This window comes from Candidatus Zixiibacteriota bacterium, assembly GCA_035380245.1.
Classification (GTDB): domain Bacteria; phylum Zixibacteria; class MSB-5A5; order GN15; family FEB-12; genus DAOSXA01.
The window spans coordinates 282,070-300,323 of record DAOSXA010000003.1 but is presented as its reverse complement, the minus strand read 5'-3'; the positions used below and the strand labels follow the sequence as shown (position 1 = coordinate 300,323).

General features: G+C 55.6%; 15 protein-coding genes. 5 read left to right on the top strand and 10 right to left on the bottom strand.

Annotation, left to right across the window (positions count from 1 at the left end):
* The first annotated feature begins 8 nt into the window (after positions 1 to 8).
* Positions 9 to 410 (top strand): acyl-CoA thioesterase, encoded by a 402-nt coding sequence (locus PLF13_11595; protein ID HOP07920.1) that lies wholly within the window; start codon positions 9 to 11, stop codon positions 408 to 410.
* Here PLF13_11595 and menE read toward each other — a convergent pair.
* The 9 genes from menE to PLF13_11550 all read right to left on the bottom strand — a co-directional run bounded on the left by menE (position 403) and on the right by PLF13_11550 (position 13,050).
* Positions 403 to 1,839 carry an o-succinylbenzoate--CoA ligase gene (menE, locus tag PLF13_11590; protein ID HOP07919.1) on the bottom strand — a complete coding sequence of 479 codons (1,437 nt, stop codon included), beginning with the start codon at positions 1,837 to 1,839 and terminating at the stop codon, positions 403 to 405. The genes PLF13_11595 and menE overlap by 8 nt on opposite strands.
* Positions 1,836 to 2,933, bottom strand: a complete 1,098-nt coding sequence (menC, locus tag PLF13_11585) for an o-succinylbenzoate synthase (protein HOP07918.1) — start codon at positions 2,931 to 2,933, stop codon at positions 1,836 to 1,838. Before menC ends, menE begins: the two co-directional genes overlap by 4 nt.
* The gene (locus tag PLF13_11580; protein HOP07917.1) at positions 2,930 to 3,826 is read right to left on the bottom strand and encodes a 1,4-dihydroxy-2-naphthoate polyprenyltransferase; all 897 of its coding nucleotides are present in this window, start codon (positions 3,824 to 3,826) and stop codon (positions 2,930 to 2,932) included. The genes menC and PLF13_11580 overlap by 4 nt, the downstream gene beginning before the upstream one ends.
* Before the next feature lie 39 nt (positions 3,827 to 3,865).
* Positions 3,866 to 4,687, bottom strand: coding sequence for a 1,4-dihydroxy-2-naphthoyl-CoA synthase (gene menB / locus PLF13_11575; GenBank protein HOP07916.1), 822 nt, complete (start codon positions 4,685 to 4,687; stop codon positions 3,866 to 3,868).
* A 4-nt stretch (positions 4,688 to 4,691) separates the two neighbouring features.
* Positions 4,692 to 5,486, bottom strand: coding sequence for a 2-succinyl-6-hydroxy-2,4-cyclohexadiene-1-carboxylate synthase (gene menH / locus PLF13_11570; protein ID HOP07915.1), 795 nt, complete (start codon positions 5,484 to 5,486; stop codon positions 4,692 to 4,694).
* A 4-nt stretch (positions 5,487 to 5,490) separates the two neighbouring features.
* Positions 5,491 to 7,296 (bottom strand): 2-succinyl-5-enolpyruvyl-6-hydroxy-3-cyclohexene-1-carboxylic-acid synthase, encoded by a 1,806-nt coding sequence (gene menD / locus PLF13_11565; GenBank protein ID HOP07914.1) that lies wholly within the window; start codon positions 7,294 to 7,296, stop codon positions 5,491 to 5,493.
* Positions 7,293 to 8,687 carry an isochorismate synthase gene (locus tag PLF13_11560; GenBank protein ID HOP07913.1) on the bottom strand — a complete coding sequence of 465 codons (1,395 nt, stop codon included), beginning with the start codon at positions 8,685 to 8,687 and terminating at the stop codon, positions 7,293 to 7,295. The genes menD and PLF13_11560 overlap by 4 nt, the downstream gene beginning before the upstream one ends.
* Position 8,688: 1 nt before the next feature.
* On the bottom strand, positions 8,689 to 9,510 hold the full coding sequence (gene ubiE, locus PLF13_11555; GenBank protein ID HOP07912.1) for a bifunctional demethylmenaquinone methyltransferase/2-methoxy-6-polyprenyl-1,4-benzoquinol methylase UbiE: 822 nt from the start codon (positions 9,508 to 9,510) through the stop codon (positions 8,689 to 8,691).
* A gap of 1,701 nt (positions 9,511 to 11,211) precedes the next feature.
* The gene (locus tag PLF13_11550; protein ID HOP07911.1) at positions 11,212 to 13,050 is read right to left on the bottom strand and encodes an AAA family ATPase; all 1,839 of its coding nucleotides are present in this window, start codon (positions 13,048 to 13,050) and stop codon (positions 11,212 to 11,214) included.
* A gap of 554 nt (positions 13,051 to 13,604) precedes the next feature.
* Between PLF13_11550 and PLF13_11545 the strand changes: the two genes are divergently transcribed.
* The 4 genes from PLF13_11545 (at position 13,605) to PLF13_11530 (ending at position 16,741) form a co-directional block, all read left to right on the top strand.
* Positions 13,605 to 14,546: an aldo/keto reductase family protein gene (locus PLF13_11545; GenBank protein ID HOP07910.1), complete on the top strand. Its 942-nt coding sequence runs from the start codon at positions 13,605 to 13,607 to the stop codon at positions 14,544 to 14,546.
* Positions 14,547 to 14,581: 35 nt separating this feature from the next.
* Positions 14,582 to 15,085, top strand: a complete 504-nt coding sequence (locus PLF13_11540; protein HOP07909.1) for a DinB family protein — start codon at positions 14,582 to 14,584, stop codon at positions 15,083 to 15,085.
* An 88-nt stretch (positions 15,086 to 15,173) separates the two neighbouring features.
* On the top strand, positions 15,174 to 15,923 hold the full coding sequence (locus tag PLF13_11535) for a class I SAM-dependent methyltransferase (GenBank protein HOP07908.1): 750 nt from the start codon (positions 15,174 to 15,176) through the stop codon (positions 15,921 to 15,923).
* 341 nt (positions 15,924 to 16,264) lie between these two features.
* Positions 16,265 to 16,741: a DUF2934 domain-containing protein gene (locus PLF13_11530; protein HOP07907.1), complete on the top strand. Its 477-nt coding sequence runs from the start codon at positions 16,265 to 16,267 to the stop codon at positions 16,739 to 16,741.
* A 17-nt stretch (positions 16,742 to 16,758) separates the two neighbouring features.
* Here the strand turns inward: PLF13_11530 and PLF13_11525 are convergent, their stop codons facing one another.
* Positions 16,759 to 18,237, bottom strand: a complete 1,479-nt coding sequence (locus PLF13_11525; protein HOP07906.1) for an RtcB family protein — start codon at positions 18,235 to 18,237, stop codon at positions 16,759 to 16,761.
* Positions 18,238 to 18,254 lie beyond the last annotated feature (17 nt).

Genomic DNA, 18,254 nt, shown 5'->3' with positions numbered 1-18,254 from the left:
GGAGACCGATGTTCGAGACCAAAACCAACGTCAAGCTCCATGATACCGATGCTGCCGGGGTGGTTTTTTTCGCCAATTACTTCCGCATCGCCCACACCGCTTTCGAAGCGCTGATGACCTCTATCGGGGTAAGTCTGGACTATATCATCAGGGAAGCGGACTACCTGATCCTGATTGCGCATGCCGATGCCGACTACGATCGGCCCCTGCTTCTTGGCGAGAAAATCACTATTTCAATGAAGACGGAATCTATCGGAGAAAGCTCTTTCGTCCTGATTTATGATTTCCGCGACAGCGCCGGTAAAATCGCCGCAAAGGTTCGCACCGTTCACGTTGCCGTCGACAAGAACCGGGCGGAAAAAATCCCGCTTCCCGAAAAAGTCCGCATCGGCCTGGAAAGTCTCAAATAAGCTCCTCCAGTTCCCCGGCGCGGCAGCATTGTTCTATCGAACAGCGGTCCGGCTTCATAGCGCCGGCGCCGTCTTGCTTCGGCCAAAGATAAAACCGGTCGGGAATTTTGAACCTTTCGACTGCTTTCTCCAGATATCCGATCAGGGCATTGCGGTTAATCTCAAGCCCTGCTTCTATCGCAATTACAGCCCGCGGACGATGTCCGTATTCACGATCACCCTCAGCAAAAACCACCACCTCAACGATCCCCTTAATCGCAAGAAGCGCTCGTTCGATCTCCTCGGGATGAATGTTTTCTCCCCCTGAGATAAACATCCGATCCTTGCGACCGCACACCAACAGCCGACCGTTATCATCAAACCGACCGATATCCCCCGTCGCATACCAACCGTTGCGATCAAACGGGAGGGTGAGCTTGCCGTTGACCACAAATCCCTCACAGAGTGTCTTGCCGCGCACCAGTAACTCACCGTCGGTTGCGACCGATAACTCTCGGCCATTCAAAAGATACCCGCTGGTGGCCAGTTCATCGAGGTCCGCCCCCGGCCGGGTTGTGGTAATCTGTGAGGCCATTTCTGTTGATCCGTAAGACGTGTGCACCGGCAAACCCGCCTGTCGTGCCTGCTCGACCAGCCCCGAAGGAACAGCCGCCCCGCCGATCAACACCGCCTTAAGCTGAGTTTTAACTTCATCGGGTATGCCTGTTGACAGAAGTCTTCGGAGTTGTGTCGGCACGACGGATAAATGTGTCGGAGTGAAATGGATCAGGCTGTCGAGCAAAGACGCCCCCGGATTCGGGACTACGGCCGCCGCTCCGGCTAAAAAGCAGCGAAACAGAATTGATAGTCCGCCGACATGGTAGAGCGGCAGCGACAAGAGCCAGCGGTCGCCCGGCTCAAGGTTGATATTTTCATTCGATCCCGCCGCACTGGCCACATGCGCCGACCAGCGATGCCGGATAGCTTTCGCTACGGCACTGCTGCCGGAACTGTGAATAATCGTGGCCGCCTCATCCACCGGCGGTAATTCAGTACACAGGACGCCTTCCGCAACTAACGCCTTGACCAGCGAAATCACCTCGATCCGCTCGGACTGAATCCGGCCCGTCAGATCCTCCGCCACGATTACTCTGCGGCTACCGATATTGTCCAACTGATGTGCCAGCGCCTCACTCGGCAAGCGCACACTGAGCGGACAAATCGCGGCCCCAAGGCGCGCCAGAGCAAAGAGGATCGGGATATAGTAGAGATTCGTTTCCGATAGAATCGCGATTAGTCCCCCTGATTCAACTCCATGCGAATGAAGACTGTATTCAGCGACTTCAGTATAAAGATCGAGATCGGTATAACTGAGCGGGCCGCATTCGTCAATTAAGGCTGTCGCATCCGGAAAATGGCGGGCAGCCCGGGTGATCAGGCATTCACTCACAACTTAACCTCGGTCAGCCGATCCATCTGGATCGACTCGGCCGGGTCGGGAATATCAGCCCGAGCCACACGGGCATCTATCGGCAGGAGCGGTTTATCCAGCAGGTCGTGCGCGAAGATATCGGCGGTGGCGAGTCCCATCGCGATTTCGTGCCGAGTCACCACCAATGCCAGATGGGCCAGAATCGAAAGCCCGAGACTCGACTCGAACGAGGAGCTGATCACCGGCATGATCGACCGCGATGATGCGGCTCGAGCAAAACGCACGGTCCGTTCCAGGCCAAGCCGAGTCGGTTTCAGAAGCACGGCGATGACACCGGGACATGCCGCGGCCTCTTCCGGCTCGATCTCACCGACACTTTCATCGAGCGCCACCGGCAGCTTCCCGGCCTTGGCCCATTGAAGGTTCTCCGCCCGAGTCGGCAGCGGCTCCTCGATATACTCCACCCCGATACTCTTGATCGCCTCGACGAAACCGCCGATACTTTCGCAGGTATACTGCCGATTGGCATCGAGTCGTATAACCGTTCCATCCCCCAACGTCTGGCGCAACGAGGCAACCAGCGCTACGTCAATCGCCGGATCACCACGACCTATCTTCAGCTTGAAAGTCTTGAATCCCTCGGCCTGACGTTCCAGTGCTGCGGCCAGCACTTCCTCATCGGTGCCATGGGACAGCATACAATTGAACGTGACATGCTTGCGGGGGGAATCGCTAAGAAGACGACAAAGGGAAAGCCCGCGTTCCGAGGCCATCGCTCCCAACACCGCCGATTCGAATCCGAACCTGACCGAATAGGGCAGCCCCATACTGCTCAGCCATCGTTTGAAACCACCGGAAAGTTCTTCGAGATTTTCCGGCGTTTCGTTTCCGACCACGACAGCCTTGAGTTGTTTGATCGCCTCCGGTATTTCATCAATCGTTTCCCGGCTGAATCCCGGCAGCGGCGCGATTTCTCCATAGCCGACCTGACCCTCATCGCCGGTCACCTTCACCACGAAACCTTCCCGTTCCGTCACGGGACCGGTTACCAGCTTCAACGCCTTCTTTAAGGGAAGACTGAACCGGTAAATCGTCAACTCGCTAATGATCATACTAACCACCCCACCGAGAAAAGTACGGCATACAGCAACAGCAGTTTGCCGGTTGTTGCCAGGACTTCATTCAATACCCGTCCCTGTTTGGAATATACAGCCTTTATCGCTCCAACGCCAATCAATGGTACGAGCGCTGTCAGTATGGCCCAGATATGCTCGCCCGTTCGCAGCCATAACCAGACCGGCATCAAGCTGCCTATCACCAGACAGAGCAGATATTCCGAACGCGCAAAGGTTCGCCCGAAACGTACGGCCAGAGTTCGTTTTCCTGCCGCGCGGTCGTTGTCCAGATCGCGCAGGTTGTTGACCGTCAGAATCGCTATTGAGAACAAACCGGGAGCGAGTCCGGCAATGATCACATTGGGATTGATCGTGAGCGCCTGCACGAAAAAAGTTCCACCGACTGCCACCGGCCCGAAGAAAATCAGGACAAAGATGTCGGCTAAACCATGATAACCAAGCGGATACGGCCCCCCTGTGTACATCACCCCAAATAGAATCGAGAGCAAACCGATAATCACAATCGGCCATCCCGCGACATAAACCAGATAAACACCCGCCGCCGTGGCCAAAGCGAAGGTAATCACCGTCGCCGTAAGCATAGCTCGCGGGGTAACCAATCTCGCCTGAGTCAGTCGCATCGGGCCGAGTCTCTCCCCTTCGTCCGCTCCTGATTTAAAATCGTAATAATCGTTGGCGAAATTTGTCCCGACCTGAATCGCCAGCGCTCCGAACAATGCCGCCAGCGCCGGCCACAGCGCAAACACCCCGGCCTCAATCGCCAGCACCACCCCAATCACCACCGGAGCAGCGGCCGCCGGCAATGTTTTCGGGCGACTGGCCAGGAGCCAGATCCGCGCCGGTGAGTATGTAACATCCTTGTTCTTCATTTTCCGCCGTGCATCAAATCGCACCGACAGCCAATCGGATCAGGGCTGTCGGGAAAATTTTGAGAAATCAGGCTTCCGTTTCTCCACGAAAGCGTTCCGCCCCTCCTGGCCTTCCTCGGTCATATAAAACAACATCGTGGCATTTCCGGCCAACTCCTGAAGTCCGGCCTGGCCGTCGCAATCGGCGTTCAAGGCGGCCTTGAGACAACGAATCGCTATCGGTGAATTAGCCAGAATCTCACGACACCATTGCACCGTCTCTTCTTCCAGCCGCTCATAAGGCACCACCGTGTTGACCAATCCCATATCGAGTGCCTGGTGGGCATCGTACTGGCGACAGAGGAACCATATCTCCCGAGCTTTCTTCTGCCCCACGATCCGCGCCATATAACTGGCGCCGTAGCCACCGTCAAACGAACCGACCTTCGGCCCGGTCTGACCGAAAATCGCATTGTCGGCCGCAATGGTCAGATCGCACATCAGGTGCAGGACATGACCACCTCCGATTGCATACCCCGCCACCATCGCGATTATCGGCTTCGGGCAGGTACGCATCTGTCGCTGGAAATCCAGCACGTTGAGACGATGCACGCCGCTGTCGTCCTTGTAACCGGAGTCACCGCGGATCTTCTGGTCGCCGCCCGAGCAAAACGCCTTTTCGCCTTCACCGGTGAGAATCACCACCCCGATCTGCTGGTCCTCGCGGGCATCGGCCAGCGCTTGCGACATTTCGAACACTGTTTTCGGTCGAAAGGCGTTGCGCCGCTCGGGACGGTTGATCGTGATCTTGGCGATTCCCTCCGCCTTGTGATATTTGATGTCGGAGAACTCTCCGGCTTCTTTCCATGCCACGGCAGTCATCTTGTCACCCCTGTCGGCTAATGAGGAAATCCCGGACCAGCGCCAGGTAATCCTCAGGATATTCCCAATGAACGTTATGTCCCGCCCCTTTCACCACACGCAACGAAGCACGCGGACAACGGGCGGCCATCTCCCGGTTGATCTTCAGAAATTTATAGTCCTGCGCCCCGGCAATCAAGAGCAAGTCTGCCTCGATTCGCGGCAGATTCTCCCATAGTGATGGCTGCCGCCCGGTCCCCATATTACGCAACGAACGCGCTAATCCGGTTGGATCGTTCTCCAGGCGCTTCTGCTTGAGCAGTGCCTGCTTATCGGCATCGGCGGTCGTACCGTCGAACAGCGGCTGCGCGAACCAGTCATCGAGGAACTTCTCCAGCGGTTCCGACTCCAGATGCTTCGCCAGTGTTTCATCATGTTCGACTCGGGCCGCACGTTCTTCTTCAGTTTTCAGACCGGGTGAGGTCGACTCCAGCACGAATCGCCCGAACTTATCGGCGTAATGCACCGCCAGGTACAACGCGAGCCTTCCCCCCATCGAATAACCGATTACATGCGGCTTGTGCAGACCCAACTGCGCGATGAGCGAAACAATCATCAGCGCCGTTCGCTCCATGCGATACAACTCGTCTTCTTCGCACTGAGATTGTCCGTGCCCCGGCAGGTCGATTTTGATCAACCGCAAATGTTCCGTCAGCGAATCGGCAAAATCGAAATCATCCCCTCGTCCCAGGAAACCGTGCAGACAGATCACCGGACAGGAATTTTCGCTGCCGCTGTCCTGATAATGAATACAATCCATGAATTCACTCCGGCCAATCCATATCAAGCCACTCACTCACCCGAGCGATCAACTCTTCACGCCGCTTATGACTCAGCTTGCGGTCAAGTTTCACCTCCACCAGCGAGGGTCCCTTCTCCTTCATGGCCGCGCTTAGAGTCGTCACCAACTGCTCAGCCGTCGTCACGGAATGATATGCCAGTCCGAACTGCGTCGCCGCGCCGGAGAAATCCATCTCGTGCGCAGCGGCAAAATACCGGTCGATCACATCTTGATGGCGAGCGATCGGCAGCAGGTCAAAAATCCCGCCGCCGCCGTTGTTCAGCACGATCACGATCGAAGGCTGTGGCAGATTACGATACAACGCCAGCGAATTTATATCGTGCAGCAGGGTCAAATCCCCGACTACCGCCCATACCGGCCGGTCGTGCCCAGTCGCAAATCCCGCCGCCGTGGCCAGGTTGCCGTCGATGCCGCTCACCCCGCGATTGACCGCCACCAAAGGAGACACCTGCGTCGGTGCGCCAAAGGTATTCATATCTCGCACCGGCATGCTGTTACCGACAAACAATACCGCCTCCGGCGCCTGCATCTGCGTTATCACATTTATTGCCAACGCCTCGCCAAACGGCAGAGTGCTCGGATCCGTGCGTTCGAAAGCCCCGCGAATCTTCCGGCTCTGTGCGAACACAGACTCGGCCCACGAACTCAACTTCCGTCTCGACATCGAATCCCTTAGCTTCACACAAGCATCCAGGACTGACGTATGAATGTGTTTCGTCACCAGTCCGTCCGGATCAGTCTTCTCGGGTCGGCGATGCAAGTGGATCATTTCCAGCTTCTTGACGCGCTTAAGAAAGGAGGTCAACGCGGTTGAAACATAGCGTCCGCCTAAATAAAGCACCGTGAGTTCCTCCGGCACAGGCATCTTTCCGGTGCTCAGATGGAGGTCGTAATAAGTCCCAATAAAAGGCATACGAGCTGCTCTGCCAAGCCTCAGGCCCGAGGAAATGTCAGGGAAAATCAGCCATCCTGCTTGCATCGCCAGATGGACCACCTCCACGCTCTCATCTTCGCTCTCCAGGCGGCCCGCCACAATCAGACCTTCCCGGGAGGTCTTGATTTTCTCGACCAACTCGGCGATAGCATCCCGAGTTTCAGGTATATCCGGCGCTTTGCTCTTTCGAGAGTCAAGTTCCTCGGCATCACAATCTGTTTTTATTTCATCGCATTGCGGTTGGTTCTGTGCTGAATTCACCAGGACAGACTCAACCGGCGAATCACCCGGCTCGGGATACAGCGGTTTGCGGAAGCGGCAGTTGATATGCACCGGTCCGCCGTCGAACGCGACCGCCTTCGCCACCGCCTCGACTATTCTATCCGGTAATTGCGCATCGTCGGAATCATCCTCGGGGCAGGGCAAATCGACTTCATGCATGACATATTTCCCGTACAGCCCTGTCTGGTCAATCGTCTGATTGGCCCCCGTCCCCACTAACTCAGGCGGCCGGTCGGCCGTGAGCAGGATCATCGGGACGTTATCCATCGCCGCCTCGATCACCGCCGGGTAATAGTTGGCTGCGGCTGTGCCGGAAGTACAGATCAGCGCTGCCGGTCGTCCCGTAGCGCGCGCATGGCCAAGAGCAAAAAACGCCGCGCCGCGCTCATCGAAATGGACTACGTTGGAAACATTGGCCCGCGCTACCGCCATCGCCAGCGGCGTCGAGCGCGATCCCGGAGAAACCACGAAGCAGAGCACGCCCATACGGCGCAGCTCCGCGATTATCCGTTCCGCGCGGCAGCGGTTTAACCGGGCAACGTCCTCGTTCATAATTCGCCTAAAGCTGATTTGAAACTGCTTAACTTGTTTTCGATCTCGTCCCATTCTGACTCGGGGACAGAGCCCTCAACGATCCCCGCGCCGCTGTAGAGCCGCAGGCGCGATCCGCATAACAAACCGGAGCGAATCGCCACCGCAAATTCGGCCGCACGCGATCCCACCGTACCGATCGGACCGGCATACCAGCCGCGATCGAACGGCTCCAGTGCCTGAATCATCGCCACCGCCTCATCCCGCGGTGTCCCCCCGACCGCCGGAGTCGGATGCAACGCGCACAGCAACTCGCCGTCGCTTACTCCCTCGTTCAACTCCCCGGAAAAACGGGAACTGAGATGTTGCACTCGCGCCTGCTTGATAACTACCGGCCCGGGGCCGCCCGAGGGATTATCGTTCACCACCGAGCCGCAAAACCGTCTCAGGACGGTTCGGATATGATCCGCTACTAACTCGTGCTCGCGGCGTTCTTTGCCGTCGACCAGCAAACTGCTCGCGAACTGCTCATCCTGACGACTGTCGCTACCGCGCGGCCGCGTCCCCGCCACCGCCTCAACCTGAAGTGAGCGACCGTTACGGTAGAAAATTCTCTCCGGTGTGGCTCCGATCCAGGCCTCACCGCTGCGGAACTGCAATCCGAATCCGAAACAGTCCTTGGAAATCGCTCGCAGTCGCCCCAGCAGGACGTTCATCGCGAGCGGACCGTTAAAACGCATTTCCGCTTCACGTGCGAGGACTACCTTCTGCACTTTATTCACCTTGATCTCGTGCAGGACCTTTTCGATCATCGCCCGCCATTGCTCGTAATCGGGACGGTCGATCCGTTCTTGTAACGACGGCAGATCATCGGTATTCATCTCATCGGGCCAACGCAACAGAGCCAGTTGTTCGAGTGTTCGTTCACGCTCGGCCGAACTCTCTTCCCGTATCAGATTAACATGCAGGCGGCATCCTTCGACTGTGCGTACGATCTCAAATCTTGGGAGGACAAAACGATACTGCGGCAATCCCTGCCACAGACTCGGGCGCATCGCCGGAACGCCGACCAGGAAGTTGAATCCGCCGTAGAAGCGAATTGTCGGGTCGGCATCTTTCAGAAGCGTCGTCATTTGATCGAACAGCTTACTCGCCTCGACCGGCCCGGTCCCCTGGATTTCGTGAAGAATCCCCAGTCCGACCGTCTCACGTTGTTCCCCGCGCCGCGACCAGTACAGCGCCTCACCGACCGCCGCTTGATTCATGACACTCAGCGGATCCAGCAACGGCAGATCGGTCGATATTCGAATCACCGACGCACTGGTTTGGTTGACGGTTTTCGTTATCGCCTGTCGGATGCGTTCGAGACAGTCTTGTTCGATCAAACCACGGTGCGTTTTGACCCGGGCCATTTTACTCCTTGCCTCCCTTGATCGTCGCCGTAGCGGTGTAGATCGTGGCCACCCCGAACGTGAGCGGGCGAGCTTTCGGTTGCACGAAACCGACCTCGGTCAACAGCTTGCAAAACTCCTCGCCGTAAGGAAAAGTCTCGACGGTGCGATTGAGATATTGATAGGCGGCCCGGTCGCCGGAAATGACGCCGCCGAGCCAGGGGAGAATATGTCTGAAGTACAAAAGATAGCTCCAGCGAATGAAACGATTACGCGGCAGCGAAAATTCGAGGATCATCACCTGCCCGCCCGGTCGAAGAACTCGCGCCATTTCACTGAGACCTTTGCGAAGATCGGCGAAATTACGGACGCCGAAAGCGATCGTGACGAGGTCGAAACAGTCGTCTACGAACGGCATGTTCTGGGCGTCGCCGTGGACGAGGTTGAGCATCCGCGTCAGGCCTTCCGCCCCGATTTTGACCTGGCCGAGTTTGAGCATTTCTCCGGCCATATCGAGACCGGTTCCGCGCGTGATGTTCTGATTGCGGCGGGTCAGGGTTAGGAGGAGATCGCACGTCCCGCAGGCGACATCAAGCAGATGAAGCGGCTTTTGCGCGGGAACCATGTCGGAGAGCTTGCGCCGCCAGGCAACGTCACGCCCGAAGGACAGCAGCCGGTTGAGCAGGTCATAGCGATGCGCGATCCGGTCGAACATGCGCCAGACCTCACGCCGCGACGGCTCGTTCGGCGCCCCCTCGGTGCCCCACCCCTCGGGTGGGATTCCGTGGGCGGCAGACGTCCCCGTCTGCCCCTCGTCTGCTATATGTCCGCGTTCTTCTTTCAACAACAACGTCTCACATTACGTCGCTCCTGCGAAAGCAGGAGCCCATCTTCTCTTCTCGTTCCGGCGCTCTGCGGCGGAACGGGTGTCGCACGGCGACGCATAGTCCAGGGCTCAACCTTGTCCCACCTTATACGGCCGCCTTCCGCGGCAGGCCCAATATACCGATTTTGTGGATCAATTCAAGCGGGGAGTGCGAGGGCGTCCGCCAGACCAGACTGCTTATCAAGGGTGGCCCAGGGCTTGCCCTGGGTTTCCAGTGGAACTATGTACTTCGCATAGCAACGCTATCAAATCACTACAATCTCGCCATAAGTGCCCGTACCGACGGGCAGATGGGGACTGGACTGATCATCCTATCTATTACCTAGTTGGTGGTAGTACCACTGGCACTAGCTTCCCTCAATTCATCATTCTCGTATACACTCAGTCCGAGAAATTCGATCTTGCCAAACCTCTCTCTCGTGTAAAACCATGGCCCACTTTCAACCCATGCACTCATTTGCTGACATGCGTCTTCAGCGGGGTAGACAAGCAAACCTATTGTTGTCCCGTCGGGCTTCCCAAGAGCAGCTATATATGATGTCATCTGATAGAGATCTTCCCGTTGGGGACGCGAGCGAAACGGTAGTGGCATTGCAACAGGTTTATACTTGGCATCAACAATGTAATCCAGGTCTGAAGAGCCAATGTGGCTAATGCATATGTCTGGGAATAAACTGCCGAGTGATAGACCTGTGTTATTTGATCCAAGCAGACTCCCGACAGGTTTTGCATCCCGACCGGTATGTATCACCTTGTGCTCTGCGAATCGAGCCTGAGTGCGTAGTTCGTGAAACACATAGTGCTCCCAAATCTCCGCGATGTCGAGCAACACTCCGTAGACCTGGTGTTTACCCATTCGAGTCCCAGAGATTGGCTGATGCTTGACAATTTTCTTGGACAATTCCACAATGGGTCGGTACAACTCGGTAATAGGGGAAAAATGAATCTTCTGGTCCCTGGTACGTACCAACCTGAGATCAGACGGACTCACAAACGATTTCAATCGAGTGATGATATCTTGCGCTCGCACCGTCAACCATCTTGATTTGTTGCTAAATCTCCGCAGGTTTGCTTCTATGATGTCATGCGCTGCAACCAGTATGCTGGAGATCGCAGGATCGACAGATCTCTCTCGGTAGGTGCTGACAACAACACCCGACCTACGAGCGATCTCGAGACTGGTGTCTCGCACCCTCAACCGCCCCCGCACCAATCGGCCTTGGGATATTCTCTGGACCCTTGCGGTAGGCAAACCATGGCGTGCAGAAGAGATTAGGCGAGTCGACCAAAGATAGGCTAATAGCAACCACAGCCAAGTATCACCGCGAGTTATCTCACCATCCATGGGAAGAAGCTTGATGCCCCATATTCGTGAAAGCCACCTCTTCAAAGTCGGCATACCAAACCGAGGTACTATTTGCAGAGTTCTCCCCTTATAACTAATCTCGCCGACATATCGACCCGCGTACCATAGTTTGTTCAAGGAATCGAAGTACGCTAGTGGTTCCGGCTCATCATCAAGATGTTCGCTGAGCCTAATGGTCAACTCAGTGGCGTCAGTAGCAGCACAAACATCGCGGAGCCACTGGTCTTCCTCACTACCTGATTTGATATCGGTTATTGGTGAACAGTCTTCAGCAAATATGTGAGTCGAGTTGCTCATTTATCTGTGCCTGTTCTTAAAACATCTTCAACTCTCTTAAGAAATTCATCCCGGTCGTTCGGATCTGTTCCTGAGAGATACTGGTTCAACAGCGGCTTCAAGGAGTGTGTCCAGAGTTGCTGAACCGGCACATGCCATTCGCCCTTCATAGTGAAAAGCATCTTCCCTTTCTGTTTCCTGTGTGCAATTTTCAATTTCAACAGGTCTACAATGTCAGCGAAATACGTGTGCCCTATCTCATACTGATCTCCCAAGTCATGATATTCCCTAATCATGCTGTTGATCATGGTGGCGCGCTCGGCCAGCATGTGAAACTCCGGGGCGAGAAAATCGAAGGACCACCTCGGCAAAACCTGTTTGGCTTCAATAATCTTCCTCCACCGATACTCGCAGATGCTAATAAACTCATCGGATGAGTAGTCCTTAAGAAACCAGATGAACCTGCGTCGCAGGGCGAAATCAACTTGCTCCAGCGACTGATCGATCAGGTTCATGGTGCCAATGATAAAGAGGTTTTTCGGAAGAGTGACCGGTTTGCTGTCAGATCCAGCTAGGATCAGGGATTGGCCACGGTCCTCAATGAGAGAAAAGCACTCACCCAATACTCGGCTCAGATCCGCTCTATTCATTTCATCCAGGATCAGTACAAATGGCAAGTCCTGCTCGTCATTTGTCTCACTTAAGAGTTTCTCTAAGATATCTAGAAGAACACCGTTTCGATATTCGGTCTTGCCACCATCAGTTAGTTGCATCCCACGGATGAAGTCCTCGTATCCAAAGGCTGGATGAAACTGAACCTTTTTGTATCTCTCAGCACAGAGCTGCTTCACTTCCTCGTAGTTTTGGAAATACTTCGCGGCACCCCATTTACCTAAAATACCCTGCCGAATCAGTTTCTCAGATAGTTCTCGTGCTCCAAATGTCTTCCCCGTACCAGGGGGACCATAGAATACAATCTGTTTCTTGCTTTTGAGTCCTAAAATAGGATCAAGCTCGGTTGGCAGAGCAGACTTTGTCCACCAGACCTCAGATAGCGGGGATTTATAGAAATCCAGAGCTTGAGGATCCTTTCCCAATAGACCTTGTAACATCTGCCTCAAGGCATACAGCCTATCGTCCACATGCGCTTCTGGCTCCTCCTCAATAAGTCCGGAAAACGCGATCAGGATAGATTCTTTATGGCTTGAACTTGCCATTCGCTCGTAGTAGTCAGGAAACAGCAGGTGAAGTAGAATTGATGGCGTTTGCGCACTTGAGAGATGCTCTAATCCCTTATAGTTGTCTTCACCTCGTTTACACACATCCTCGATGAAGTTTCTCGTTTGCCTGTGGTCAGACAGAGTATCAACGCGCTCGGACTCATTCTGCTGCAGAAGATTGAGGGCTATTAGTGTGATAGCCGACATCTCTTCCCAACGCCCCATGTTGTAGGCGCCACCTGGATTTGCGATTCCACCGTTCAGTGCCTTCAGCAGCGGTTTATCTGTTGGCAGGGTAAGATCAGAATGCCATCCGGCGATTTTCTTCAGCCACTCCAGTTTGGTGGGACCAAGAATGGCATCGGTGAAAAGAAAATGAACATAGAGAACCTCTATTGCCAACCTGTAGAGATTGGGGACGCCACCTTCCAATTGCTTCTTGAACTTAACAGCGAAGTTCTCTCCTGATGTGTCCGGTTGCTCAACAAACCTCCTTTTGAAATCACTTAGATTATCTCTTGTCCAAACTTGCTCGCCATCCCAGAGAAGAGAACCGTTACTTAGAAGGCATTTATCTTTCCACGCTTTGGCGGCACCGTAGATGTCTTCTGTGTACATACCAACAAACCGTGCCATATAGTGTTCCTTCGTTAATTGTTGTATGTTTTGGGGGAAGTGTAATCGGGTAATGAAGCAAACGGCGCAACTCACCTGTATTTGATTCGCTACACATTGTTCCTGACTACCCCACTTGCAATCTCCTTGATTCAGCACCCATAATACCCCCCTCTCCTATCTCGGTCAAGCGTAACCAATCTCTTGCCAGTATTACCCTCCCAATTCCCCACATATTCAATGCAATTTCTTCATTCGCGCTCAGTAGTAAAGACAGCGTAGAAACCGTGCGTTGGCATTCTCGGGAAAATGAACTGCTCCAAAACAAAAAATAACAAAACGAACCCAATTCGCCATAACTCCATCGGGGGAATACAATACGGGGAATCAAAGGCGGTGCAAACGGCGGCGCGGGCACGGCGAGGCTGGGACAAAGACTCCTCTGAACCCGGTTGCGGTCGGCGGTGTTATGTTGTAAAATAGATCAACCTTCCATCCTGTCGATGCCTCGATCCTATTGAAGACTCGATCCTGTCGAAGGCTCGATCCGATGGAAAACTCGACAGGAGCACATAATGAAATATCGCCGCATCGGTAAAAGCGGTCTCAAAATCTCCGAAATCTCCCTCGGCGCCTGGCTGACCTACGGCGGCACGGTCCAGCAGGAAACGACGACCGACATCGTCGCGGCCGCGATCGACCACGGCGTCAACTTCATCGACATCGCCGACATCTACTCCAAAGGCGCGGCCGAGGAGCAAATCGGCCAGGCGATCCAGGGCCGCCAACGCTCCGACCTCGTGATCTCCTCCAAGCTCTTCTGGCCCATGTCCAAAAACGTCAACGACCGCGGCCTCAGCCGCAAACATATCATGGAATCGGTCGAAAAATCGCTCCGGCGGATAGGCACCGACTATCTCGATATCTATTTCTGCCATCGCTTCGACCCGCATACCGAGGTCGAAGAAACCGTCCGCGCCATAGACGACCTGATCCGCCAGGGGAAAATTCTCTACTGGGGCACCTCCGTCTGGAGCTCGGCCCAGATCGAACGGGCCGTCGGCCTGGCCGACCGCTTCGGGGCCTATCGCCCGATTGTCGAGCAGCCCCGCTATAATGTGATTGACCGGCACATCGAAGAAGACGTTCTTGGCACCTGCGAGCATTACGGCCTGGGTCTGACGGTCTGGTCGCCACTCGCCCAGGGCCTGTTGACCGGCAAATACCGCAACGGCGCTCCCGAGGGATCCCGGGGGGCGACTTCGGAATGGCTCAAAGAGGACCTGAAGCCGGAGAATATCGAGCGCGTCAATCGCCTGGAGGCGGTCGCCCGGGACCTCGGCGTCAGCCTCAGTCAGCTCGCCCTGGCCTGGGTCCTGCGCCTCGATCAAGTTTCCTGCGCCATAACCGGCGCCACCAAAGTCGAGCACGTGCTTGACAATGTCAAAGCCTCCGAGATCGAGTTGACCGCCGAGACGATCAAGGCAATTGACCGGGCGCTCGCTCACAAAGAATGACATAAGTTAATTTATTACTTTAACGGAGTTGACCGATGTTTACTACTCTCAAAGAGTTCGAGGAAGACTGGAATCACGAGTCCACCTCGACATTGAAGATGCTGAACGCTCTCACCGATACTTCCCTGAGTCAGCCGGTGGTCGACGGCCACCGCACGCTCGGTCGCATTGCCTGGCATATCGTCACCACCATTCCCGAAATGGCCGACAAGATGGGCATTCCGCTCGACTCGGTCAAAGAGGACGCCCCGGTCCCGGCTACGGCCAAAGAGATCACCGACGCCTATCTGAAGGTCTCCAAAGAACTGATCGACCGCATCAAGCTGGATTGGGACGACGACACCCTCCAGACCGAAGTGGACATGTACGGCGAGCGCTGGAAACGGACCTTCGGCCTCAAGGCTTGTATCGAACACCAGATTCACCATCGCGGCCAGATGACCGTGCTGATGCGCCAGGCCGGCGTGCGCGTCCCCGGAACCTATGGTCCGGCTAAGGAGGACTGGGAAGAAAACGGTATGGAGCCGCCGCAGGTATAATCGTACTTGCATCCGGAGTTTTTAACAGCATAGATTTAGGCGAGCGAGCACACCGCTCGCCTTTGTCAATACGGGGAATATAATAACCATGAATGAAGAGAAAGATTGGCACGAACAGGATGAGTTCTGGGAACTCTACGAGGAGGTCTTTTTCAATCCTGACCGGGTTGAGGCTGCCACCGATGAGGCGGCGAAGATTATCGCCCTGACCGAAGTCCTACCCGGGGCGCGAGTGCTCGACCTCTGCTGTGGTATCGGGCGGCATTCCATCGAGTTTGCCCGGCGCGGTTTCAAAGTAACCGCAGTCGACCGCACTAAACGTTATCTCGAGCGGGCTCATCGTTCGGCTGATGAGGCCGGTGTCGATATCGAGTTTATCGAGTCCGACATGCGCGAGTTCGTACGGCCGAACGAATTCGACCTGGTCCTGAACATGTTTACCTCGTTCGGGTATTTCGAGGACGCTACCGACGACACCCAGGTCGCCGGTCAGATTATGGCGTCGCTCAAGCCGGGCGGTGCGCTCATACTCGATTCGATGGGCAAAGAGATCCTCGCTCGTATTTTCCAACCCCGATCATGGGAACGGATCGGCAACACCACCGTTATCGAAGAGCGCTGGGTTACTCAAAACTGGGGCTGGATCGAAAACCGCTGGATGTTGATTCGCGACGACAAAATCTACCATCACGCCATCTCCCACCGTTTGTACGCCGCGAGCGAATATATCCGGCTCTTCAAGGACGCCGGAGCTTCGGAAGCCGTATGCTACGGCAACCTGGACGGGGAGTCCTACGACCATAAAGCACGAAGACTGGTGCTGCTGGCCCGGAAATAACGGCCTACGGCAAAGACCGTTCGCCCAGGGTATTCAGCCCCCAATCGGGCGACACCAGGCCGCCCGCCACGCGAAAGGCAGGCCTTTCAACACGTCGTGGAGGAGGATTTGTCTCCGCCGCGGATAGCGGGAATGTCGGATGTCCCGGAGGGATCGGCGCATTGGCCGGGGAAACCGTCGGAGTAGTTCCAATATACTCTTAACATCGGTCAAATACTCTGCTAACCGGCGGCGTATATATACTCCGGACCGGGATCATGAGGGATTTAGATTCCGAACCCGGCAGTCGATTGTATAAGTATAGAAGATTCGGTGCCTGGCACCGTAACAAGGAGGTCATTATGACCAGGAATATCAGGCGCAAGGATTGGGCCGGTTTCTGCCGAGAATTCAACGATCGGAACCGGTTCCGTATGGTTAAAGCGGGCGACCCGCGCAAAAAGGGAGTCGCCGAAGCCCTTTTTATTGGGGTACGTTTGCTCAAGAAGGGTCGGAAAATCGAAGGATTGGGGCTTTATGCCGGATGTGACCGTGCCGACCAGCCGGCCGAACTGCTGGCTAAAGTGATTAAGCCCGAAGAGATTATCCTTCAACAGGATGCTTCCGGAACGGACCGGAAATTAGAAGTCGTCGCCGAAAATGGAGCGACCCTGGCAATGGAACTGACCGGCAAGGCCGATATCTCGTCCGCCGAGCCGCTCCTCCAGCGCCTCGCGCACTCTATATATGAATCACGGGGACGGACCGACGGCGGTGATCAGAATGACTGGTTCGAGGCTCGGAAAAGACTCGAGCAAGTCGCCGAGGAAATTAGCTGATCCGAGCGCTCTAAAACTCAGCCCTTAATTACACCAAGCGGACGCATGCGCGCCACCCGGCGGGCTATACCCGACCGGCAGGCTACCTCTACGACCTCGTCGATATCTTTATAAGCTTCAGGCGCTTCTTCAGATATCAGGCGTTGGTTCTTGGCTCGCAAGTAGATACCTTTGTCGCGTATTTCTGCAGCCACCTGGCCGTGCGGTAGTCGTTTGATTGCCGCCTGCCGCGACATGGCGCGCCCCGCTCCGTGACAGGTCGAGCCGAAAGTCTCTTTCATGGCGGTTTCGGTGCCGGCCAGCAGATAGCTGGCCGAGCCCATATCCCCCGGGATAATTACCGGCTGTCCGATAGTCCGATAAGGCTCCGGAATATCCTTATGACCCGGCCCGAACGCTCGGGTGGCTCCTTTGCGATGAACGTACACCTGCCGCTCGACGCCCTCATATATATGCGTTTCTAGCTTGGCGATATTGTGAGCGATATCATATACCTGCCGCAAACATAGATTTTCAGCCTGGTCGCCGAATACCGCCTCGAACGACTCTCGCACCCAATGAGTGATCACCTGGCGGTTGGCCCAGGCGAAATTGGCCCCGCACTTCATGGCCGTGAAATACTGCCGGGCCTCGTCCGAATCGGCGGGCGCCGAGGTTAATTCCCTGTCCACCAAAGGCATGTGGTATTTCTTCGAGGCTCGACGCATCAATTCCAGATAATCGGTGCATATCTGATGGCCGCAGCCCCGCGAACCGGTATGAATCATCACCAGCACCTGTCCCTCGTGGCTGAGACCGAACACCCGAGCCGCTTCAGGCTCATAAATTCGGTCGACTGTCTGGACCTCAATGAAATGGTTGCCGGCCCCGAGCGTTCCCAGTTGCGGCCCGCCCCGTTTTTTTGCGGCGGCGCTCACCAGTTCGGGATCGGCGCCGGAGAAACTGCCGGATTCCTCGGTCACGGTCAGATCCTCGGGAAGACCGTACCCGTGTTCGACCGCCCAACGCGCCCCTGAGGCGAGCACCTCGTCGACCTGCGCCGGAGACAACCGCAAGCGGCCGGTTGAACCAACTCCGGTGGGGATATTCTCGAACAGCTTGTCGGTCAAAGCGGCAATGCGAGAGCGGATATCGGAAAGCGACAGATCCGAACGGATCAACCGCACACCGCAGTTGATATCATACCCGACTCCTCCCGGCGAAATGATCCCGGTCCTCGCATCGAACGCCGCTACGCCGCCGATCGGGAAACCATAGCCGTGGTGGATATCCGGCATAGCCATGGAATAACCGACAATCCCGGGCAGGGTGGCCACGTTGACTACCTGCTCGGGAGAATCATCGCGGGTAATCGCCGGGATCATTTTCGCACCGGCGTAGATCATTCCGGGAGCCTGCATCGACACCCCGGCTTTCTCCATGGCGGGACTGCGATAAGACTGGGAAATTTCCCAGCGGCACGAGTCAATCTGTTGGAGCGGACCTTTCCAGCCCATTACAGCCACCTTTCACC